This is a genomic window from Bifidobacterium sp. JNUCC 75 (genome assembly GCF_054819865.1).
Map to the genome: position 1 here is coordinate 1249255 of NZ_JBTHIF010000001.1, position 22670 is coordinate 1271924.

General features: G+C 60.9%; 19 protein-coding genes and 1 tRNA gene. 14 read left to right on the plus strand and 6 right to left on the minus strand.

The window, feature by feature from the left end:
• Nucleotides 1-96 precede the first annotated feature (96 nt).
• On the plus strand, nt 97-378 hold the full coding sequence (locus tag ACVWNW_RS05115; RefSeq protein WP_024627554.1) for a metal-sensitive transcriptional regulator: 282 nt from the start codon (nt 97-99) through the stop codon (nt 376-378).
• A 164-nt stretch (nt 379-542) separates the two neighbouring features.
• Complete coding sequence (locus tag ACVWNW_RS05120) at nt 543-1907, plus strand: dicarboxylate/amino acid:cation symporter (protein WP_454481466.1); 1365 nt, start codon at nt 543-545, stop codon at nt 1905-1907.
• Here ACVWNW_RS05120 and ACVWNW_RS05125 read toward each other — a convergent pair.
• Nucleotides 1904-2995, minus strand: a complete 1092-nt coding sequence (locus ACVWNW_RS05125; protein ID WP_454481468.1) for a glycoside hydrolase family 88/105 protein — start codon at nt 2993-2995, stop codon at nt 1904-1906. The genes ACVWNW_RS05120 and ACVWNW_RS05125 overlap by 4 nt on opposite strands.
• Before the next feature lie 202 nt (nt 2996-3197).
• On the opposite strand from ACVWNW_RS05125, the gene ACVWNW_RS05130 reads away from it, so the two are divergent.
• The gene (locus ACVWNW_RS05130; RefSeq protein ID WP_461196332.1) at nt 3198-4058 is read left to right on the plus strand and encodes a gluconate 5-dehydrogenase; all 861 of its coding nucleotides are present in this window, start codon (nt 3198-3200) and stop codon (nt 4056-4058) included.
• A 99-nt stretch (nt 4059-4157) separates the two neighbouring features.
• The gene (locus ACVWNW_RS05135) at nt 4158-4793 is read left to right on the plus strand and encodes an RpiB/LacA/LacB family sugar-phosphate isomerase (protein ID WP_454481472.1); all 636 of its coding nucleotides are present in this window, start codon (nt 4158-4160) and stop codon (nt 4791-4793) included.
• Nucleotides 4794-4864: 71 nt separating this feature from the next.
• On the opposite strand, the gene ACVWNW_RS05140 is transcribed toward ACVWNW_RS05135, so the two are convergent.
• Together ACVWNW_RS05140 and tgt are read right to left on the minus strand one after the other, a co-directional pair.
• Nucleotides 4865-4950, minus strand: a tRNA-Leu gene (locus tag ACVWNW_RS05140).
• Nucleotides 4951-5006: 56 nt separating this feature from the next.
• Entirely contained in the window at nt 5007-6305 is a 1299-nt protein-coding gene (gene tgt / locus ACVWNW_RS05145) for a tRNA guanosine(34) transglycosylase Tgt (RefSeq protein WP_198191674.1), read from the minus strand.
• Nucleotides 6306-6536: 231 nt separating this feature from the next.
• Between tgt and ACVWNW_RS05150 the strand changes: the two genes are divergently transcribed.
• The 10 genes from ACVWNW_RS05150 (at nt 6537) to ACVWNW_RS05195 (ending at nt 19432) form a co-directional block, all read left to right on the plus strand.
• Nucleotides 6537-8423: a S1C family serine protease gene (locus ACVWNW_RS05150; protein ID WP_454481475.1), complete on the plus strand. Its 1887-nt coding sequence runs from the start codon at nt 6537-6539 to the stop codon at nt 8421-8423.
• A 173-nt stretch (nt 8424-8596) separates the two neighbouring features.
• Nucleotides 8597-10564: a heavy metal translocating P-type ATPase gene (locus tag ACVWNW_RS05155; RefSeq protein ID WP_454481477.1), complete on the plus strand. Its 1968-nt coding sequence runs from the start codon at nt 8597-8599 to the stop codon at nt 10562-10564.
• Between the two features lie 118 nt (nt 10565-10682).
• On the plus strand, nt 10683-12149 hold the full coding sequence (locus ACVWNW_RS05160) for an FAD-dependent oxidoreductase (RefSeq protein ID WP_454483391.1): 1467 nt from the start codon (nt 10683-10685) through the stop codon (nt 12147-12149).
• A 264-nt stretch (nt 12150-12413) separates the two neighbouring features.
• Complete coding sequence (locus ACVWNW_RS05165; protein ID WP_454481479.1) at nt 12414-13424, plus strand: D-alanine--D-alanine ligase family protein; 1011 nt, start codon at nt 12414-12416, stop codon at nt 13422-13424.
• A gap of 137 nt (nt 13425-13561) precedes the next feature.
• Nucleotides 13562-14497, plus strand: coding sequence for a zinc metalloprotease HtpX (htpX, locus tag ACVWNW_RS05170; RefSeq protein ID WP_121913517.1), 936 nt, complete (start codon nt 13562-13564; stop codon nt 14495-14497).
• A 38-nt stretch (nt 14498-14535) separates the two neighbouring features.
• Nucleotides 14536-15204, plus strand: coding sequence for a response regulator (locus ACVWNW_RS05175; protein ID WP_461196333.1), 669 nt, complete (start codon nt 14536-14538; stop codon nt 15202-15204).
• The gene (locus ACVWNW_RS05180; RefSeq protein ID WP_454481484.1) at nt 15201-15878 is read left to right on the plus strand and encodes a sensor histidine kinase; all 678 of its coding nucleotides are present in this window, start codon (nt 15201-15203) and stop codon (nt 15876-15878) included. Before ACVWNW_RS05175 ends, ACVWNW_RS05180 begins: the two co-directional genes overlap by 4 nt.
• A 59-nt stretch (nt 15879-15937) precedes the next feature.
• Nucleotides 15938-16375 (plus strand): sensor histidine kinase, encoded by a 438-nt coding sequence (locus ACVWNW_RS05185; RefSeq protein WP_454481486.1) that lies wholly within the window; start codon nt 15938-15940, stop codon nt 16373-16375.
• Between the two features lie 249 nt (nt 16376-16624).
• Nucleotides 16625-18457 (plus strand): ABC transporter permease family protein, encoded by a 1833-nt coding sequence (locus ACVWNW_RS05190; RefSeq protein ID WP_454481488.1) that lies wholly within the window; start codon nt 16625-16627, stop codon nt 18455-18457.
• Nucleotides 18458-18589: 132 nt separating this feature from the next.
• Nucleotides 18590-19432 carry an ABC transporter ATP-binding protein gene (locus ACVWNW_RS05195; protein ID WP_454481490.1) on the plus strand — a complete coding sequence of 281 codons (843 nt, stop codon included), beginning with the start codon at nt 18590-18592 and terminating at the stop codon, nt 19430-19432.
• Between the two features lie 20 nt (nt 19433-19452).
• Here the strand turns inward: ACVWNW_RS05195 and nagA are convergent, their stop codons facing one another.
• The 3 genes from nagA to ACVWNW_RS05210 are packed head-to-tail and all read right to left on the minus strand — an operon-like array spanning nt 19453 to nt 22666.
• The gene (gene nagA, locus ACVWNW_RS05200) at nt 19453-20760 is read right to left on the minus strand and encodes an N-acetylglucosamine-6-phosphate deacetylase (RefSeq protein ID WP_454481492.1); all 1308 of its coding nucleotides are present in this window, start codon (nt 20758-20760) and stop codon (nt 19453-19455) included.
• A 14-nt stretch (nt 20761-20774) separates the two neighbouring features.
• Complete coding sequence (nagB, locus tag ACVWNW_RS05205) at nt 20775-21563, minus strand: glucosamine-6-phosphate deaminase (RefSeq protein ID WP_046322199.1); 789 nt, start codon at nt 21561-21563, stop codon at nt 20775-20777.
• Entirely contained in the window at nt 21560-22666 is a 1107-nt protein-coding gene (locus ACVWNW_RS05210) for an ROK family protein (RefSeq protein WP_454481494.1), read from the minus strand. The genes nagB and ACVWNW_RS05210 overlap by 4 nt, the downstream gene beginning before the upstream one ends.
• Nucleotides 22667-22670: the final 4 nt, after the last annotated feature.

Sequence of the window (22670 nt, forward strand, 5' to 3'; positions counted from 1 at the left end):
AGGGGTATACTGATAGTGAATTTCGAGATGGGTTTCATGAATTCGAGTTAGTCCCGGCTCAACCATGAATGCCATTGACTAGGAATGGAGTGAATCGTGCCCGGATATGCCAATGACAAAAAGCGGACTATCACCAGACTCCGGCGTGTCGAGGGTCAGGTCAGAGCCATCGAGCAGATGGTCGAGTCGGATACCTACTGCATCGACATCCTCACCCAGATTGCCGCCTCGACCAGCGCCCTGAAGTCGGTGGCTCTGACCCTGCTGGACGACCACATGAACCACTGCGTCCGCGAGGCTGCCGAAAAGGGGGGCGAGGAGGCTGACGAGAAGATGCAGGAGGCTTCCGAGGCCATCGCCCGCCTGGTCCGCTCCTAGCAACCCCTGTCAGCCAGGCCTAATCCGCCAGAGAATAGCAGTCCATAAGCAACGGGTATAGGCATTCTTCCGGGAATCGCTGAACTTTCGCTTCTTTCCTGTTAGATTGAACCCCAACCCCAGACCGTTCGGTCCTGGGAAGAAGAGGTTGAAGGGGAGAGGCAATGTCGGAAACAAGTTGGGATTGGGCGGCCCTGATAGTGGTCGTCATTCTCTTTGCGGGGCTGGCCCTGCTGAGCAGGAAGACCAAGGTCAACTTCAGTTGGCGGGTCATCATAGCGACGGTACTGGGAATACTGGTAGGTGTGGGCTTCTCCGGTCACACCACCTATGTGGGGGCATTCGGCAACGTCTGGTCCGAGGTCATTTCGGCCCTCGTGGTACCCCTGCTGCTCTTCAGCATCATTGCCAGCATCAGCCGTATCGGAGGGTCTGGTCGGCTGAAAAGCATCAGTGTGAAGACCATCGTTCTGCTGCTGGTCAACACCTTCACAGCCGCCGTGATAGCCCTGGTTTTGGGGCTGCTCTTCCAGGTCGGCAAGGGGTTCAACCAGGCCCTGCCCAAGGAGGCCAAGCCTCACGAGGTGCCAGGAGTGCTCGATACCCTGGTCGGTCTCTTCCCTTCGAATCTGGCGGCAAACTGGGCCCAGAACCAGGTCATCCCTGTCGTGATCTTCGCCATCCTCCTGGCCGTCTCTCTGAACAAGGCTGCCTCAACCCCGCGTGGCGAGCAGAGCGTGGCCCCCTTCAAGGCTTTCGTGGAAGCCGGCAATGTGGTCCTGTCCAAGGCCACCCAAATCGTGGTCGGCTTCACCCCCTATGCGGTCCTCTCCCTGATCGCAGCCGCCATTGGTCGCAGCAACCTGAAGAGCCTTCTGCCCCTGCTGGCAGTTCTCTTGGTGGCCTACCTGGGCCTGGCGATTCAGCTCTTCCTGGTCCAACCCCTGATCCTGGCCCTGGTCGGCCGGGTCAATCCTCTGCCCTTCTTCCGCTCCCTTTGGCCGGCGGGCGTGGTGGCCTTCACCTCCGAGAGCAGCATCGGCACCATTCCTGTCACGGTCCGTCAGCTGCGCTCTGCCGGTGTTCCCGAAGAGACGGCTTCCTTCGTGGCCAGTCTGGGAGCCAATCTGGGCATGCCCGGATGCGCCGGGCTCTGGCCAGTTCTCCTGGCGGTCTTCGCTATCAATGCTCAGGGGATTCCTTACACTCCCCTGCGCTTCGCCCTGCTGATCGTCTTTGCTCTGGTGGTTTCCGTGGGGACGGTGGGCGTGCCCGGTACAGCCACGATTACTGCCACTTCCCTCTTTACGGCGGCTGGTCTGCCGGTACCCTTCATCGCTATCATGCAGCCTATTTCCCAGATTGTGGATATGGGCCGCACGCTGGTGAACGTGGCTGGTGCCGCCAACACGGCAGTCATTGTGGCCAGGACCGAGAAGGAGCTGGACCTCGATCTTTACCAGGGTCGCAAGGTCTTCGACGACCAGGACATCGAAGAGGGCGGGGAGAAACAACAGTCAGCAGACTAGACCCGGATGCGTTCCATTCCTGCGCACATGAGCAGGAAAGCGCCCACCCCGTGCATGTCGTTGATGCTGGTGGGTCGCTGGCAGTATTCCTCATAGCTGCCGGGGCCGGTTCCTATGCAGATGTCGCCGATGAGGAGGTCCTCTCCCCGCCACTCAAGGCTCTTGATGACCCCCTCATACCCTTTGCTGGCCGCTTCCAGATGAGCCTTGTCCAGAATGCCTTGGTCTACGGCCTTGCAGATGGCGGCCACGAAGAGACAGGTGCAGGAGTTCTCAGGCCAGTTGCCTTCCTGACCGACCTTGTCGAGAACCTGCCACCAGCGGCCGTCGGGGCCCTGATAACGGCAGACGGCAGTCAGCAGGTCGCGGACCAGGTTTCGCAGATTCTTGCGTCCCGGGTGGCTCTGTGGCAGCAGTTCCAGTTCATTGACTACCGCCATGGGCACCCAGCCGATGGACCGCCCCCAGTATTCAGGCGAGAGGCCTGTTACAGGGTCGGCCCAGGGTTCCTTGCGATCGGGATCATAGGCGTGCCGCCAGAGCCCGGTTTCAGGTACGCGGGTTTTCTTCTGCATCAGGAGGGCCTGTCTGACCGCCTCGTCCACCAGATTCCTGCGTCCGAAGCGGGTGCCGTATTCCACCATCATGGGGCCACCCATATAGAGCCCATCCAGCCACATCTGCCGCGGTACTCCGTCGTTGTGCCAGAATCCGCCCTCGTCGTTCTTCGGATAGGCTTCAAGGTCGTCGGCCAACTGGTCCAGGCCGGTCTTGTACCGGGGGGATCCGAAATGGTCATAGAGGGGGAAGAGGAGGATGCCTGGCTGGATGTCGTCCAAGCATACTGGATCGTGGTTGAGCACGTGGCCCTGGTCATCCAGGTTGGATTCGACCCAACCCCTTATGTACTCCAGATAGGATTCGTCATTGTTGATCAGATAGGTTTGGTGCACTCCAGACAGAAGGACGCCCTGATGGTAGTGGAAATGGCGGATCGGTGGCAGGTCGGCCGGGTTCGGATACGTGCGGCGGAGTGTGTCGACCGCTGCCTGGGCATACTCCAGTGGTGTTGACGGGGTCTGAACCATGGTGCCTTCCTCGTTGATGGGCTGGTTTCATCGAACATCCTACTGTTTTGCAGCCCGGCCGTCTCCCCTGGAATATCGGTCCGGAGTGTTGCACATACGAGGTTGAAAGCGCCTGCAACTTTCTTGTCGCAGAAGTCGTTGCCTGATAGTTTGAGGCCAATCCAGCGGTGGTGCTGTTCGGCCGTACATCTGAAGATGCGGCATGCCCTACATAGTTTCCGTGAGCGCAACAGTCGGTGATGAGGAGGTCATCATGGCAGAGTTTTCCATGTCGAGGTTCTCTCTGAAGGGGAAGGTGGCCTTGGTGACCGGCGCTGTGTACGGGATCGGGTTTGCAATAGCCTCCGCCCTGCATGAGGCGGGCGCGACCATCGTTTTCAATGCTTCAAGGCGCTCATCGGTGGACAAGGGGACCCAGGCCTACAGGCAGGCAGGTATCCCAGCCCGGGGCTATGTCTGCGACGTAACCGATGAGGGTGCCGTGGTCGACATGGTCGACCGGATTGACAGGGAGGTCGGCACCATCGACATTCTGGTCAACAATGCCGGCATCATCAAGCGGATCCCCATGCTGAACATGACTGTCGAGGACTTCCGCAAGGTGGTGGATGTGGACCTCATTGGGCCTTTCATAGTTTCCAAAGCCGTCCTGCCGGGGATGATCAAGCAGGGGCACGGGAAGATCATCAACATCTGCTCGATGATGAGCGAGCTGGGTCGGGAGACCGTCTCGGCCTATGCGGCCGCCAAGGGCGGATTGAAGATGCTGACCCGCAACATCTGTGCGGAATATGGCGGGTCCAACATTCAGTGCAACGCCATCGGACCTGGCTACATCGCCACCCCGCAGACCGCGCCTCTGCGTGAGCGTCAGCCCGATGGATCCAGGCATCCCTTCGATCAGTTCATCGTTTCGAAGACGCCCGCAGCCCGATGGGGCAATCCCTCGGACCTCCAGGGTCCTGCGGTCTTTCTGGCCTCGTCGGCCTCGGATTTCGTCAACGGGCAGGTGCTGTATGTCGATGGCGGCATTCTGGCCTATATCGGCAAGCAGCCTCAGTAAGGCCGGGGGATCACAAGCTTTCGGGTTACTTGCGCGAGGGGATGCAGGGGTTCAGACGGGTAGTGAAATCAATCAGTGATGAGGGAGAGTAGGCGGAGCATGAAAGTAGCGTTGATCAACGAGAACTCGCAGGCCTCGAAGAACGCCCTGATTTTCGCGACCTTGAAGGAGGTCTGTGATCAGAAAGGGCTTCAGGCTTTCAACTATGGCATGTACGGGAAGGAGGGGGAGAGCCAGCTGACCTACGTGCAGAATGGCCTGCTGGCTTCGATCCTGCTCAATAGCAAGGCGGCCGATTTCGTCGTCAGTGGGTGCGGAACTGGTCAGGGGGCCATGACTGCCCTGAACAGCTTCCCCGGCGTGGTCTGCGGGTTGGCCGAGGATCCGACTGATGCCTACTTGTTCAGCCAGATCAACGGGGGCAATGCCCTCTCGATCCCCTTCGCCAAGGGGTTTGGCTGGGGAGCCGAGCTGAATCTGAAGTTGATTTTCGAGCGTCTCTTCGCCGAGCCAGCAGGTGGCGGCTACCCCAAGGAGCGGGCAGTGCCGGAGCGTCGCAATGCCGGAATTCTGCGTGATGTAAAGAATCAGGTCTACCGTCCGTTGCCAGAGGTGCTGGAGCGGATTGACCAGGGCTTCCTTAAAGAGACCATTTCCGGCGAGCATTTCGCAGAGTACTTCATGGCCAATGCGGAGGATGGGAAGATCAAGGAGATGATCGCCGCTCGCCTGTGAAAGCCGCTTGGCAGGCGAGATATAAAAAGATGCCGTCGACAGGGAGGATTCCTTGTCAACGGCATTTTGTTTGGTGCGAACGGAGGGAGTTGAACCCTCACGAGCATCAGCTCACTGCCACCTGAAGACAGCGCGTCTACCATTCCGCCACGTTCGCAGACAACAGGAAAGGCTAGCACGTTTGTCTATGCAGCGCAATAATGGCGTGTTGGCTCAGCCCTTGGATCCGTGGGCGTAGAACCGGGCCAGCGTCTCCTTCTTGTACTCGTCAAAGTAGCCGCCGTCGATGGACTGGCGGATCTCGTCCAGTAGCCTCACAAAGAAGCGTTCGTTGTGAATGGTGGCTAGCGTGTACCCGTTGAGCTCATGGGCGCGAAGCAGATGGTCGATGTATGCCCGGGAGTAGTGGGTGCAGGTGTAGCAGTCGCAGTCTTCTTCGATGGGTCTGAAATCGGTCTTGAACTGGGCGCGCTTGATGTTCCAGCGGCCGTCACGGGTGAAGACGGCCCCGTTGCGCCCGCAACGGGCTGGGGATACGCAGTCGAAGGTGTCTCCGCCGTTCTCCACGCCTGCGAAGATGTCGTCCACAGCGGCGATGCCCAGCACGTGTCTTGGCCGGGATTCGGGCATTTCGTCGCAGATCCAGGCGCAGGTCTGCCCCAGCAGCCGTTTCTCTATGGCGCCTCCTATGCCCACGCCGTCGAAGTCCAGGGAGGCGATTTGGCGGGCGGCACGTCGGCGCAGATCCTCATAGTTGGCCCCCTGCACCACGCCGAACAGGGCCTGGTAGGGCTTGCCGGTCCGTGCCTGGGTCAGCCTGTGGTGCTCGTCCACGCAGCGTTTGGCCCAACGGAAGGTGCGCTCCACCGACTGCTCCTGGTAGGTGCGGGTGTTCATCAGGGTGGTCAGCTCGTCAAAGGAGAACATGATGTCGGCTCCGATGCGGTGCTGGATGCCCATGGAGATCTCGGCCGAGAAGCGGTGACGGTCGCCGTTGAGCGGGGACTTGAAGGTGACTCCGTCCTCGTCCACAAAAGCCAGGCGCTCCTTGCCTTCGGCGATCACCTGGTCCGACTTCATGCCGGTCACGTCCATGGCCAGGGTCTTCTTGAATCCCGCTCCCAGCGAGAGGACCTGGAAGCCGCCCGAGTCGGTGTAGGTGGGGCCGTCCCAGTTCATGAACCGGGCCAGGCCTCCTGCTTGGTCCAGAATGTCGGGGCCGGGGCGTTCAAACAGATGGAAGGCGTTGGCCAGAAGGACCTGGGCGCCCAGCTGCTGCATTTGCTCGGGCAGGACGGCTTTCATGGCCGCCTGGGTGGCCACGGGGATGAATGCGGGAGTGTGGATGTCTCCGTGAGGAGTGTGGATGATGCCGGTGCGGCCGTAGCGGCGGCCATTGTGCCCCAGGCCATCGGGGCTGTCAGGCAGGCGGTTCAGGGTCTCGAATGAGAATGCGGCGCGGTCGCCGGGTCGGCCCGGCGTGGCTCCCAGCGGGTTGGTGATCAGGCTCATGGCTCCACTGTATCCAAGACATCCAACCGTTCTGTTGTGCCCTGTGTACAGTCGATGTGACTTTCATACAATGTCCAGATAACATTCAGCATTTCGGCTCTAGACTTGGAAGCAATGCATGCGAGGACCCGCTTCGCCTGTCAGCCGGAAACAGCAAAAAGCGCGGGCGACGGGGTAGATTGACAAGCGTGACCGAATAGCAGGCAGCGGCATCGATCCAAAGGAGCAGAAATGGCTGAAGAGCACAAGGCCGACCCTTGGAGGGGCGGCGATGACGATCAGTCCTGGCAGCCAAGCCACATCGAGCGCGGGGCCGCCAGTCAAGAGCAGGAGACGGGAGCTTCCACAGACCAGACCGACTCTGCTCAAGTCCCCACGCCAGAAGAAGGGGATCAGCAGACTCAGGCTTGGGACCAGAGGCCCACGACCCCTATTGCCATGCCTGGCGGCGATGCACGACCCGCGACAACGGAAAACGGGTCGAATGGTGATAGCGGCACCGGGGCTTCAGCCTCCGCCTCCAGAGGCTCGGCCACGGGGCAGGATGCGCCGACGCAGCGGCAGCCTTATTATCGGCCTGCGCCCGAGTATGGAGCATATGCGCCAGCAGGCTCACGTCCGCCTGCCAACAATCAGGGTCAGCAACAACCCAATCAGCAGCCCAACCAGCAGCCTAACCAAGGATATGGCTCAGGTCCTCAGCAGGGCTTCTTCGGGCAGTACGGCCAGCCAGGCCAGTTCGGTCAGAACGGCCAGCCACGTCAGAACGCCGGCCAGAACCCCCAGGGCGGCCAGCCTTCCGGCCAGGGTCCCTATGCGCCTTTCGGATCCGGCGGCCTCAACGGTCGGCCTGGTCCTGCCCACAACGCCAGCAGCAACATGAGCGGCACGGGCAAGTACGTCTTCACCGCCGTGGTGGCTGCCCTGGTGGCTGCAGCTCTCATGCTGGGCCTGGGATGGGCGGCTCTGTCCAACGGATGGATCACCTTGCCCTCGTCCTCCTCGCTCAGCGGAGTCTCCTCCAACTCCTCGGGCCAGGGCACAGCCAAGGTCGAGGGCGGGCAGGCTCCTGACTGGCAGGGCATCAGCAAGCAGGTCTCCGAGTCCGTGGTCTCCATCCAGGTGCAGACCAAGAGCGGGGTGGGGGCCGGATCGGGCGCGGTCTTCGATACCCACGGCCATGTGGTCACCAACAATCATGTGGTTGATGGCGCCCAGGATATTCACGTCACCCTCTCCAACGGACAGATGTACACGGCCAAGGTGGTCGGCACCGACACCACTGCCGATCTGGCCGTCCTCAGCCTTGATCAGGCACCCTCCGACCTGAAGCCTGTGAAGTTCGCCGACTCCGAAAAGCTGGCCGTGGGCGAGAACGTCATGGCCATCGGCAACCCCCTGGGCTACGAGAACACGGCCACTACCGGCATTGTCTCGGCTCTGAACCGCCCGGTCTCGGTCATGGACGAGAGCAACAACAACCCCATCGTGACCAACGCGATCCAGCTGGATGCGGCCATCAACCCCGGCAACTCGGGCGGCCCCACTTTCAATGCGGCCGGCGAGGTCATCGGAATCAACTCCTCCATCGCTTCCATGGCCTCCTCCAAGTCCGAGGCAGGGTCCATCGGCATCGGATTCGCCATCCCATCCAATCTGGTCAAGCGAGTTGCTGATGAGATCATCAAGGACGGCAAGGCCAAGCACGTCTCCCTGGGCGTCACCATCCAGAGCAGTACGGCCCAGGCCGACGGGGTCACCCGCGGCGGCGCCAAGGTCACCAATGTGGTTTCGGGCTCCCCGGCTGACAAGGCCGGCATCAAGGTCGGGGACACCATCGTGGCCTTCAATGGCCATGCTGTCAACAACAACTACTCTCTGCTGGGCTTTGTCCGGGCTGCAGCCTTCGGCGACTCGGTCAAGATCACTGTGGTGCGCGACGGCAAGACCGCCGAGGTGAACGCCACCTTGGATAGCGAAGAGCAGAACGTTCAGGGCAAGCCCAGGACCAACAGGAAGAACTCGGGCGGCAGTGGCCAGGACGGCGACTCCGACCAGGGCGGTTCGGGCGACGACGATGACTCCATGGATCCCTTCCGCTTCTTCTTCGGGCAGTGATTCAGGACTGAACCCAGGGGCCGCATCCGTCACTTTGGCGGGTGCGGCCCCTTGTCGTATCCGCCGTACACCGCTGGCCCTGGCGCGGTATAGGCTTGAAGTGTCAAGAGCAGAAGAGAGCCGTGATCCGGCTACGGCTGTCAGGTAGACAAGTCCGGAGCGGGGAAGTGGTCATGTCAAAAGTCCTGAGTTTCGCCAAGAAAGTCCCCATGCTTTGGGTGGTTCTGGTCTGCGGGCTGGTCATGGGCCTGCTTTGGCACCCCTATCGCCAGGCTGCCCAATGGCTGGTCGCCGTCCTGGTGGCTGTCTCGTTGGTGGATACCCTCAAGGGGATGATCGATGACGTGCGCCAGGGCCATGTGGGCGTTGACATCCTGGCCGTGGTCGCCATCCTCTCCACCCTCGCCGTCCGGCAGTACTGGGCCAGTTGGGCCGTGGTCCTCATGCTTTACTCAGGCGACGCCATCGAGCAGTACGCCGGGAACAAGGCGCAGAACAACCTGACCGTATTGGTTCAGGCCGCCCCCCAGGTGGCCCATGTTGTCCAGGCAGATTTGCCGGAGGGGGAGCATGCCCTTCCCAAGGAGAGCGACTGGAACACGGTTGAGGTCGATAAGGTCCGTCTGAACGACCTCCTGGTGGTCAAGCCGGGCGAGACCGTGCCTGTTGATGGCGAGCTGATCAGCCCAACCGCCACCTTGGACATGTCCACGATCAACGGCGAGCCCATGCCCCGCAGGCTCTATCAGGACGCCCAGGTCATGTCCGGAGCGGTCAATGGTTCGGGCACCTTCCTGATGCGGGCCCGGCAGCTGGCACGGGACTCCCAGTACCAGCGAATCCTCAACCTGGTGCGCTCCGCCCAGAACTCCCGGGCTGCAGTCGTCAGAACAGCCGACCTGATGGCGGTCCCCTTCACCGTGGTGGCCTTCATCATTGCCTGCGTGGCCTGGATCATCTCCGGCGTGCCGACCCGGTTCGCCCAGGTCCTAGTACTGGCAACCCCCTGCCCTCTGCTGATTGCCGCCCCCGTGGCCTACATGGCCGGGACCGGGAGGCTGGCCAAGGCGGGGCTGCTGATCAAGACCCAGGACGTGATTGAGAATCTGGGCCGGGTCTCGCACATCTTCTTCGATAAAACCGGCACGTTGACCGTCAAACGTCCCCAGGTAGCCAAGATCGACCTCCCTGACGGAGGGAAGCAAAAGGTCGATACAGACCGGATTCTGGCCATGGCGGGCGCTGTGGAATCCTACTCGGTCCACATCCTGGCCAACGGGATCGCTGAAGCCGGGGCCGCCGCCCAGGAGCGACTGCGGGCACAGAGCAAAGGTGAGACCCACCTGCATGCGCGGGAGGTTCGGGAGGACTCCGGCAACGGGGTCCAGGGCCAGGTCGATGGTCATCAGGTCAAGGTGGGCAGGGCCCAGTTCGTGGCTGACGGGCATTCAAGTGATTTATTCGGCCCCCTGGCACCTGACGAGATGGCCTCCTATGTCTCTATCGATGGGGTTTTGGCCGCCAGGGTCGTCATGAAGGACGTGCCCAGGTCGGATGCCGCCCAGACCATCACCCAGTTGCGGGAGTTGGGCATTACCCGTCTTTCCATGGTCACCGGCGACAAGGAGGCCTCGGCCCGGATTATCGCCGACCAGGTGGGCATCACCGACGTGCATGCCGGCCTCTTCCCTGAGGACAAGGCCAATCTGATCGCCAAGGCCTCCAGGGAGGAGCCCAATCGGCAGCCATTCTGGGACATCTGGCTGTCTAAATTCCTGGGGGAGTCAGTGACTAAATCCATCACCCTGATGGTGGGGGACGGGGTCAACGATGCTCCGGTCCTGGCCGCAGCCGACGTGGGCATGGCCATCACCGACGGGACCACCACGGCCGCCTCCGAGTCCGCCCAGGCGGTGATCATGAACGACGACATCGCCTGCCTGCCCAGGTCGATCACCATCGCCCGCAGAACCAAGCGGGTCATGCTCCAGGCGGTCATGCTGGGGCTGACCCTGGCCACGGTGGGCATGCTCTGCGCCGCCTTCGACCTGATTCCGGTGGTTGTCGGCGCCTTTACACAGGAGGCCATCGATGTGGTTTCCATTCTCTGGGCCCTGACTGCGCTGATGGACCGGGACTGAGGCCATTCCGCGACGCTTGGTGAAAGTCCCGGGGATGGAGCCCGATCGACCCTGTTCCCGCCCGCTGCTTTGAGTTAGGCTGACAAGCATGAGCGATAATAATGTCAACGATTCCACCATGCCCGCACCGGCCCGCGGCGAGGAAGCCGGCTCACCCCTGCGCGTGGCCGTCATAGGCGCGGGGCCTGCAGGGGTCTACGCCTCTGACATTCTGCTGCGGCAGCTGCGGGAAAAGGGTGCCGACCTGGGTCTGGGCGACCGAGCCCGTATCGATTTGTTCGAGAAGCTGCCCGTTCCCTTCGGTCTGGTTCGTTACGGCGTGGCCCCGGATCATCCCAGCATCAAGTACATCGCCGGCGCCTTGGAGAAGACGCTGGACAACCCTGAGATCCATCTCTATGCGGATGTGGAGTTCGGCAAGGACGTCAACCTGGATGATCTGCTTGAGCGCTACGATGTGGTGCTCTTCGCCACCGGTGCCGTGGATGACCGCCCCTTGGAGATCGCCGGCCACGAACTTGATGGCGTTCACGGGGCCGCCCACTTCGTCGAGTGGTATGACGGCTATCCCGACGCTGACCAGAACTGGCCCCTGGATGCCAAGCAGGTGGCCGTCATCGGAGGCGGGAATGTAGCCATGGACGTCTCCAGAATCCTGATGCGCCGGGCAGACGACCTGCTGGGCACCGACATCCCCGACAATGTCTACAAAGGGATTCAGGGCAACCAGGCCCGCGAGCTGCACATGTTCATCCGTCGTGGCCCGGCCCAGGCCAAGTTCTCGGTCCAGGAGCTGCGTGAGCTGGAGAAGCTGCCCGGGGTGCAAATCGTCATCGACGAGGAGGACTTCGACCTGGATCAGGAGACCATCGATCGAGCCGGTGCCGACAAGCTGACCCGGCAGATGCTGGAGGAGCTTTACACCATCAGGGAGATGGCCGAGGACATGGCTGAGGACGGCGGTGTCGACTTCGAAGGCAATCCTGCCGACCGCCATTTCTATATGCACTTCTACCGGATGCCCGCCGCAATCATCGGCCAGGACGGCAGGGTGACCGGCATTCGCGTGGAGAAGACCAAGGTTACGCCCGAGGGCACCATGGAGGAGACCAGCCAGTACGAGGAGTACCCAGTACAGGCCGTCTACCACGCCATCGGCTACAAGCCTGCCGAGGTTCCGGGCATTCCCTATGACTTCTCCGGCTACACCCTTTCCAACGTCCACGGTCGCGTGACCACTGCTCCCGAGGGGCAGGACGGCCGGCCCATCGACCGTCTTTACGCAACGGGCTGGGCCAAGCGAGGACCTGTGGGGTTGATTGGATCCACCAAGTCCGATGCCTTGGAGACCATCGGCAACATGCTGGATGACCTGGCCGCCAGCCCGGCTCGCGGCCGCTTCGCCAAGGACCGTGACGACGATTCGATTGATCGCTTCCTGGCGGGCAAGGGCATCAAGCCCATCGACTTCGCCGGCTGGAAGCGGGTAGATGCCTATGAACGGGCCGAAGGCGCCAAGGTCGGCCGCGAGCACATCAAGGTCATCGATCCCGACCAGCTTCGCCAGCTCGCCCACGGCGAGTAGGCGATCGCTCTTAGGCCTGTGTTGGCAGTAGCAGGGCCTGGATGAGGTTCATGAATCCTCACCCAGGCCCTGTTTTTTAATCCGATCTACGGGGGAGCGGCCTCCCGCAGAGTATTGCGATCGCTTATACAGTTGAATCGTCCCTTTATCCCTATTGTCTTAATGAGCGTGTGCCAGTCAAGCGTTGATGAACACACTCGAGATTCCTCTGGTCCACGGCAGGCGGAACCATACTGATAAGGGAACAGCCAGGAGGGCTGAACAATGAGGATAGCTGTCGTCTTTGGCGGAACCAGTTCCGAGCGCGAGGTATCGGTCGCCTCGGCTGTCGAAGTCATTCGTGCGCTCCGTGAACAAGGCCATGAGGCTATCGCCGTTGACAGTGCCCGCGGCAGGTTGAGCTTGGAGGAAGAAGGCAGGCTGGCCCTTTCTTCTTCGGCTTCGACTCCCATCCAGAATCAGCCGGGTGCCAAGCAGCTTGAAACATTGAAGCGGACCCATTCTGAGGTGAATCTTTCGTCGGCTGTCCTGGACTGTGATTTGGTCTTCCTGGCCCTGCACGGGGGCTCGGGTGAGAACGGGCAAATCCAGGCCCTTTTAGAGTTGGCTCAAATTCCGTTCACTGGGTCAGGGAGCACAGCAAGTGGCCTGGCCATGGATAAGGAACTCTCGAAGAGGGTGGCTGGAAGTGCGGGCATCCTCACCCCTGATTGGCTGACAGGCTCCGTCAGCGCAGGTGAGGTTGAGGATCGTTTGGGCTGGCCAGTAGTAGTCAAGCCGGATGCTGAAGGTTCCAGCGTCGGCCTGAGTATTGTGGGCAATCCTGACGGTCTGCCTGCTGCCATTCAGGAGGCGGCTGCCTATGGCCAGGTGATTATAGAGCGTTACATTACTGGCAGGGAGTTCACTGTCAGTGTTCTGGGCGACTCCGCACTTCCAGTCGGTGAAATCGTCAAACCAGACGGGCAGGTTTTTGACTATGCCTCAAAGTACCAGAAGGACGGGGTGGATGAGGTCTTTCCGGCCCGAATACCTACAAGCTTGGCTGAACGGCTCCAGGAGGGGGCCGAGACCATTCACCGAGTTTTCAAACTGCGTGGTTACAGCCGCAGTGACTTCATTGTGGATGAAGAAGAACAGATCTGGTTCATGGAGGCTAACACTTTGCCCGGCCTGACGCGGTCCAGTCTCCTGCCCAAGGCGGCAGCGGCAGCTGGTATAAGTTTTGGCGATCTATGCGAACGGATCTGTCAGCTGGCTCTGACTAAGGAATAAATCGCTCTTTGGTTTCATGAAAGTGTTCCCTCTAGCTGCTCCTCAGGTATATGTTTCAGGTCTGGCATGCATAAAACCAGTTGGACTTACAGGCTTCGTTCAGCAAAAATTCAGCGGCATTGTCTACCATGGAACCCATGAATGGCAAGCTGAAGGTTCACGGACATTTCAACGGCCTGAAAACGACGCTTTTGTTCGCCCTTATGTGGGCCGTTATTATGCTCATCTGGTGGCTGACCGGCGGTCGCCAGGGGACGCTGGGCATCTATATCCTCATAGGCCTGGCCACCACTTTCGGATCCTACTGGTTCTCGGACAAGGTGGCGATCGCCTCCATGCATGCCCGGCCGGTCAGCGAGCAGGAAGCTCCCGACCTTTATCGGATCGTCCGAGAGCTGTCGGGGAGAGCCGGCAAGCCCATGCCCCGCATCTATATTGCCCCTACCGACTCGCCAAACGCTTTCGCTACAGGCCGCAACGAGCGCCATGCTGCCGTCTGCTGCACCCAGGGGATCCTGCGCATCCTCAACGAGCGGGAGATTCGCGGGGTGCTGGGCCACGAGCTCATGCACGTCTACAACCATGACATCCTGACCTCTGCCGTGGCTTCGGCCATGGCCACGGTCATCACTTACCTGGGATACTCCCTCATGTATTTCGGCGGCGACAGCCGGGACAGGGATAATGATTCCGGCGTCTTCGGCCTCTTGGGCGTGCTGATCAGCTCGATTCTGGCCCCCTTGGGCGCCTCCCTGATCCAGATGGCCATTTCGCGCACCCGTGAGTATGACGCCGACGAGGACGGCAGCCGGCTGACCGGGGATCCGGCGGCTCTGGCATCGGCTCTGAACAAAATATCCTACGGGTCTCAGGCTGCGCCTATGCCGCAGACCGCCGGCACCCAGAGCGCCGCCGCCATGATGATCGAGAACCCCTTCTCGGTCAAAGGATTCAGCAGGCTCTTCTCCACCCATCCGCCCACCGATGAGCGCATCGCCCGCCTGATGCAGATGAGTCAGGAGATGGGGCAGACCCAGGTGAATTCCGGGCATGGAGCCCAGGTGGGGTACTGAGAGGCCAAGTAGCTTTGCGTCCCTGTCGATAGGAGATGATGCCTGGGATGACGGAGACCATCAATCTGGCCATCGTCGACGATCAGGAGCTGGTCAGAGCAGGACTGGTCTCGATACTGGCTGATGAGGACGATATCAACATTGTCACGGATGCAGCCAGTGCCCGGGAGCTTCTGGAGCACCCTCGCCTGAGCGATGTCGATGTGGCCCTGGTTGACTGCCGTATGCCTGACATTGACGGGATTCGCCTCATCGACATCTTGCGTAAGAGAGGACTGAAAGCCCGATGCATCGCACTGACGGCATTCGACGAGGATGAGAACCTTGTGGGAAGTATCAAGGCTGGAGCATATGGGCACCTGCTCAAAGATGCCGATGCAGAGGAGATCATCGGCACCGTGCATAGGGTCTATAGGGGTGAACGCGTCCTCGGGACTGCAGAGTCGGGTAGGCTGATGGACCTCATCAGCAGGGAAGGCGAACCGTCGCAGCCTGTCAAAGCAGCGGGAGGAGTCGACGTAGCCGACGACTTCGATCGAACTGACCGTCAGATCATCGACATGATTGTGGCTGGTTTAACCAACAGGGAGATTGCCGATCATCTCTGCCTATCCCTGGGCACGGTCAGAAACCGCGTCAGTAGCATTTTCGACAAAACCGGCGTGCGCAACCGTACCGAGTTGGCCATGACCTCAAGGCGGTCATGAGCCCGTCAGAACCTGAGCCGTCTCAGGAGCGGAAACCAGGGTCCCTCCCATACGTGGGCCTGGTGGAGGTCGCTTCGTTCTGCTGCTCCTTCCTGTGGTCAAAATATGGCAATCCTCTCAACTTCTTCCTCTTTCAGACGGCCATGGTGTCGGCCTGGCTAGGTTATAGGCTGGTTCGGCGACGTATTCCTGCCCTCATTTGTGGGGGCCTTCTCATCGCGGTTTGTCTGGCAGCCACTCTCTTCGACAATCCGCCGCAGATGTTTCTCACCACCATCGTGACCGTGGATGTTCTCTTCGCCTTTCCGGAGATCTGGACCTGGGTCGCAGTGGGAGGGGAAATAGGGGTCTACATTCTGCATATGGCATGGAGGGGAGAATGGCGACGGGCCTCCTGGGGCGATACGGTCCTGAACCTGGCTCTGATCGTCTTTTTCGCGGTGGCTTTCCTCTTTTACGCACGGGCCAGCCGTCTGCTCATTGAAAAGAACCGGCAGCTCGCCAGGCAGTCGCTCACAATAGAGAGCCTGGCCCTAGCTAAGGAGCGGGCAGAGATGGCCTCGCAGATGCATGATTCGATTGGTCAGTACCTGTCGCCATGCACATGGAGCTTGAGGCGGCGCAAAGGACCCTGCACAAGGGTTCATCCATCGACCGGGCCCTCACCCATGTGATCAAGGCCGAAGACATCGATAAGAAGGCACTGGCTCAGGTACGTCAGTAGGCCAGGGCTTTGAACCCGGCTGCCTTTGGCGGGGAGCTGACCAAGGAGTCGATTGTCGGTCTGGCAGACTCCTTTGAATCCACAGGTCTGCATGTGACCGCTACGGTGAATGGGAGCCTGGAGGGCCTGTCATCGCAGAATAAGGTCCTTATCTACCGGGCCTTGCAGGAGACTTTGACCAACGTGGTCCGTCACGCCCATGCCTCCTCCGCCTCGATTGTTATTGATCTGGCACCGAGAACCCTTCGCCTGTGTGTGACGGACGACGGGGTGGGTCCTGGCAAAGGGTCTGGTCGGTTTGTGCCGGGCTTCGGCCTGTCCTCCCTTGAGCAGAGGGTAAAGGGCTTGGGCGGCTCCTTGCAGGTAGGACCGGCAGAGACAGCGGAGTCTTCCCGAGGTACCCGGGTAATACTCTCCCTTCCATTGACCGCGGATTCTTGCAGGTAACTTCTGCAGTGCAGCGGACGCAGTGACATTTGTCCTCCTGATGGTGACATCTGTCGGTAGCATCTCCACTATCCGTCGATATAGCTTGGCCCTATGCAATGGGCAGCAATAGGCGGTGAAAGGAAAGAACACAGAACGGAAGGGGCTGAGGGGCGGAGTATTAGGGTCGGGTACATCCGCCTGGTGAATTCCTTGTGGAGGGGAAACCGCGGCCTGCAAATCCTGAACATCCTGGCTGGAGCCTGTCCCATGGCCTTGATCCTCCTGGTTCTTGAGGCCATGGTCCGGGGAGGAGAGGGAGCCGATTCGACCACTCCGGTAGTCATGGTAGCCATCTTTCTGGCATCTTCAGCTTCTGTTTCCAAGACCATCAGCGACCATGCCTTCACTGCTCAATGGGACAGGCTCATGCGCATCCGTCTGCTGGGCGCCTCCCCCTGTCGGCTCCTGGGCTCGATACTGGCCGTCCAAGGTCTCATGGCTGCCTTCTCAGGCCTCATTGGCGTGGCTCTGGGCGAGCTGATGAAGCCTCTGGCAAGGCCTGCCATGGCACGGCTGGACATGCTTTTGCCGGAGCATGGCATCCTGCCAAACCTCTCCTCCATTCTTATGACGGTCCTGCTTTCCGTTTTGTGCCAATGTCTGGGCGCCATATTGGCTGCAGTGAGGGTCATCCGAGCTCGGCCCGATTTGCAGTCCATGCCCCGCTCTTCCGGGAGACGGCACCGCGCCCTGTCTACTGCGGCCATGCTCCTGGTGGTCCTTGCGACTTGCATGATGATCTACCTAAAGGGGACTGGAGCGGCCGCCGGCGGTATGGGCATCTTTTTGATTCCTCTCTTGGCATGGGCCTTGATAAGAGTGGGCAGACCCATATTGAACCGAGCAGCGGGGGTCATCATGGCGGGTTACCCAAAAGGTCCTGTGGTCACCTTGGCTTTGCGCAATCAGGAGACCACTAGGGCGGCCTCGCTCTTCACGATGGTGGTCGTCGCCACTGCAGTTGCCTGCGGACTTTTCGGCTTCTTGGGATACAGCGATGCCAATGCGCGCGCCTCTCTGACCACGGCTCTGGCAGGAGGGTCTGTGATCAGCCCGGTCGGCAGTGACCGAGGGGCCCTGGATCATTGGGCTGCCTATGTTCGGTCGCGCGATACTGATCCTCTCATTCTGGCTCCTGCCACCGTAGTGCCTATGGCAAAGGACGGTGCGGGATGCGACCGGCAAATACGCCGGGCCGCCTCCTACTATCGTGGTGCCTCACGCCTTCAAATAGATGGCGATCTGAGTCGGATTTTTCCGTCGGCAGCCCTGCATCCTGCGCGGGATGGTACAGGATTGGACGGGCTCGATGGGGTGGTGGCTTCCAGTCCGGAGGTGGGTGCGGGTCTGTCCCTCGGCGCGCCGGTCTGTATTGATGATGGGAACGAACCAGCTCGACGGAGTCGGATTGCGGCTATAGCTGACCTGCCGGGTGGAATGGGTCAGTACTTCATCCCCTCGCATCTATCTACTTCTACCTCCCGAAATGCATGGAAGACCGGATATGAACGTTGGGGCGGGCGCACTCCCCTGGCTCTGGTTTCGTCACAGGTGGGTGGCCGGGAGGTGCCGACAGGGGTCGTTGACCAGACGGTTGAAGCATGGGTGGCGAATCTGCCGACTGGCAAGATCTATGCACAGACCGGAGGGGAGGGGATGAAGGAAATGGCCGTCATCGTCTACCCGGTCTTGGTCATATGTGCCGTGGGCGTCCTGTCGCTGATTTTCACCATGGTTGAGGAGAGGCGTAGGACCAGGGCCGTGGCCGTCCTTCTTGATTTGGGAGTCTGGCGGTACGGATGCAGTGGGACGTTAAGGTATCTGAGCGAAGTCTTGCCGGCCTTCCTGCTGGCCTGCGCCGGTTCGCTCCTGGTTGTCAACCTCTGCTCTCACCCGCAGTCAGTCGAACTCTATGGAGGTATCTCCTTTTACTGTCCCGCTGGGCAGCTGGGCCTGCTTCTGGCGGTGGTCCTGGCGATGGGGCTGGTGGCCCTGGTCGCCCACATGGTTTCCTATGTTCGTCTGGCCTGTCAGGGATGAGCAAAGCAGCCCGTGGTGGCGTGGAAATAAGTGAGAGCGCCATGAAACGAGACGGAGTCTTGCATTCGGCGGTTGTGAGCGAATGTTTTGAAAATTGCGTGTAAGAAGGTCGGACGCGAGAAGGAGGGATGTGTGGAAACAGGACATGATGGATGGGATGCAAGAAAATCTCAGGTAACTGCCCAGGGTGCGGGCCCAGACGGTGGCGGTACGGTCTTGCGGGCCATGTCTGTTTGCTACGACTACTCGGAAAATGGACGACGCAGGCATCGTCTGCTGGGAAAGTCGTATGACAGGAATGGGCCGGCACCTCAAATCGGGCCAGTCAATATAGAACTGCAAGATGGCTGTATTACGGCACTGATCGGACCCTCGGGATGCGGGAAGTCCACTGTGCTCAAGCTGCTTGCCGGCATCCTGACCCCCTTGCGAGGTCAGATCTGGTATGAGCATCGGGATATTGCTCGGCAGCCGGATTTGCGCCGGGCAAGGCTTCGCAGGACCGAATTCGCCTTCATTTTTCAGGATTACATGCTGGTCGATTCTTTGACGGTCGCCGAGAATATCATCCTGCCGCGGTCCTTGAATGGTTCAGCCACCGATGATGGTGCTGTACGTCGGGCTCTGGCCTGTGTGGACCTGCCGACCGGTGTAATGAGGCGAAAGGTGGGCGAGCTGTCAGGAGGTCAACAGCAGCGGGTGGCCATCGCTCGGGCCATGATCATGGATGCGCAGGTTCTCTTCGCGGATGAGCCCACCGGCAATCTGGATCCCAGAGCCCGTGAGGACACCCTTGATGCCATCCAAGCAGCCATGAGTGCGGGACTCAAGGCCAGCCTTCTGGTTACTCATGATGCCAGGGTGGCTTCCAGGGCCGACAGAATTCTGTATATGCAGGATGGGAGGATTTGCGGTTCCTATCCCCATATGGATCAAGAGGATATAGAGCGGCTCCTTCTGTCCGGGTCGGAGTAGGAGGAGCCGCTGAGGTCGATTCAAAGCTGAATTCTGTGCCCGTTACAGACCACGGTTTTGACGGACCAGTCAGCCGGGTTCAGGAGGAGGAGGTCAGCCGCATAGCCGGGTGCCAGCAGGCCCAGCGGAGCACCGGTGATCGGGTTGGAGCGGTCCAGTCCCAGGGCCCGGGCAGGTGTCAGCGTGGCGGCTTCCACGGCCTGGGGGGCTGGCAGGCCGATGGCCTGGATAGCTCTGCCGACTGCCACATCCAGGGTCAGGGTTGAGCCGGCGATGGCCCCGTTGGAGGTCAGACGGGCGTGGCCGCCCTTCACTGTTACATCCAGGGAACCCAGCTTGTAGGCGCCGTCCTCGCAGCCGGTGGCCTCCATGGCGTCGGTGACCAGGGCTATCCGATGGGGGAAGAGCCTGAAGGCCAGGTCGACGCAGGGGTCCTGCACATGGAAACCGTCGTTGATCAGCTCGGCCGTAACCCGGCGGTCCTCCACGGCGGCTGGAATGGGGCCCGGCTGACGGTGGTGGATGCCGTTCATGGCGTTGAAAACATGAGTGAGTATACGGGCGCCGGCATCGAATGCGCGGCGGGTCTGGTCATAGTCGGCATCGCAATGGCCAACCGCAGGCACCACACCGGACTCGGCCAGGCGGGATATGGCCTCGTAGCCATGGTCGCGCTCGGGGGCCAGGGTCACCTGGCGCATGCAACCGTCGGCAGCCTCCAGGAGATTGTCAAGAACCGCTGGCTCAGGATCGCGCAGGCACTTGGGATCGTGCGCGCCCTTACGGGAGAGGGCGATGAAGGGCCCTTCCAAGTGGGCGCCCAGCACGTCGGGCCTGGAGTCCATGACCCTCTTGACTGAGCGCAGATTGGTGCACATCGTGTCGACCGGGTTGGTGATTAGGCTGAGCACCTGCCTTGTGGTTCCATGGACCATATGGCAGGCCCTGGCTGTGCGAATGGCCTCGTCGCCATCATCGAAGGAGTGGACCCAGCCGCCGTGGGAGTGGATGTCGATGAACCCAGGGGTGAGGATGAAGCCGGCTGCGTCGATGAACTCAACACCGTCCGCATTCACGTCATGGGTATCTGATCCAGGCTGGAAGGAGGGCGGCAGGCTGGGCAGGCCAGCGGCCCTCAGGGCGGATTCCAGGCTCTCTCTGCCTTGCCCGACCTGCTCAATCCTGCCATCCAGAGCCAAAATCCAGCTGTTTTCCCTGATTCCTCGAGCGTCTATCAGCCTTGCGCCAGTCAGGACAAGGGGATGGGCCGGTCCGTGGAGGGATGATTCAACCGCGAGCCCCGCCGACTCGTATGCTTCCTTGGACATGTTTGGTTTGCCTTCTAGATGGACTGCCAGTCAGGCTTGTTGGCGTATGCCCACTTGTAGTAGTCGCGGTTGCGCAGGCGGGAGGCGGCGGCCTCGTCCACGATCACAGTGGCGTGGGGGTGCATCTGGAGGGCGGAGGCCGGGCAGAAGGACGATATGCCGCCCTCTACGCTCTCGGCCACGGCTTCTGCCTTACCGGCACCGAAGGCCAGGAGGACCAGCTGGCGTGCCTTGAGGATGGTCCCGATGCCCTGGGTGATGCAGTGGGTGGGCACCTGATCCATATCATTGTCGAAGAATCGGGCATTGTCGATGCGGGTCTGCTCGGTCAGTGTCTTGATGCGGGTGCCCGAAGCCAGGGAGGATCCAGGCTCATTGAAGCCAATGTGCCCGTCTGTGCCGATGCCCAGGATCTGCAGGTCGACTCCGCCGGCATCCTTGATTGCCTGGTCGTACACACGGCCAGCGTCCTTGATGGTGTCCAGGTTTCCATTTGGCACCTGCACCTTGGCAGGGTCAAGGCCCAGAGGCTCGACCACGGTCCGGTTGATGGTGGACCGGTAGGACTGGGGGTGGGCCGGATCCAGGCCAGCGTACTCGTCCAGGGCGAATCCGCGCACCTGGGAGACATCGATACCTTCCTTGTGGACCAGGTCGGCCAGCGCCTGGTATGCCGCCAGGGGGCTGGATCCCGTTGCCAGACCCAGCACGCAGTCAGGCTTGCGCCGGATCAGGTCGGCTGTGCAGCGGGCATAGATTTTCCCTGCTTCCTCCTGGGACTTGACGATGATGATTTCGGTCATGATGCGATTTCCTTTCCAATAAGCTCAAATGGGCGGCTGTCGGCGGCCATGCGTCCTGCCAGGGCGGCGCCGATGGCTGCGATGGGCAGGTCGGCTGGGGCCAGACGCAACCGGTCGGGTAGCCTCAGCGAGGCGATGAAGTGGCTGCAGGCCGCGCTCTTATTCAGATGCTCGGTGACCAGATCCAGCAGGGGCTGGCCGGTTTTGCTCATGCCCCCGCCCAAGATGATGACTGCGGGGTCGATAGCCAGGGCCACGATCTGGACAGCCAGGGCAATGCCATGGCCGATGATGTCCTGGACTTCCTTGGCGTGCTGGTTCCCCTTGCTTGCCTGGGCAATCAGGTCAGGCAGGGGGTGGGCGATTCCCGGCCAAAGGGTTTCCACTGCCGCACCTGAGGCCACGGTCTCCAGACAGCCACACTGGCCGCACTTACAGGGGAACTGATGGGCATCCACTGAGATGTGGCCAATTTCGCCGATTGCCCCGCTGGCTCCGTGTTCGATCCGACCCTCACGGATGATGCCCGCTGCCAGACCGGTGCCTAGGTTGATGAAGGCCACTACGTGGTCGTCCTGGTCGGGCAGGGCCCTGGGTCCGTCACGCCCAGGCTCTGATGCGGATCGTCGGGCCTGGTCCCGGGCAGCCTCGGAGTGGGGTGTGGTTCCAGGGGCTATCAGGGTGTTGTCAGCCTGCGAGGCGGCTCCCAGAGCAGCGATGTTGACATCGTTCTCGACGCGGACGGGCAGACCGGTCGTCTTGGCAACGGCAGGGCCCAGAGCCATGTGGCGGATTCCCAGATTGACTGCGTCGTCCACCATTCCACGGTTTGCATCCACGCGCCCCGGGATCCCCAGGCCTACGGTGACCGGCCCCCGATTCAGGCCAACCGGATCCAGTAGGTGGTGGATAAGTGTCACGGTGTCGTCATGAACCGCTTGGTTACCCTTGCGCGTGGGTATTCGGTGGCAAGCCAGCAGGCGCTTGTCGCCGTCTATGGCCACGCCTTCGATCTTGGTACCGCCAATGTCAATTCCTAGGCTGATCGGACCGGCCTGGACGCTATCTGTATCCGCCTCGGGATGCGGGGTCGATGCTGCCATGGAT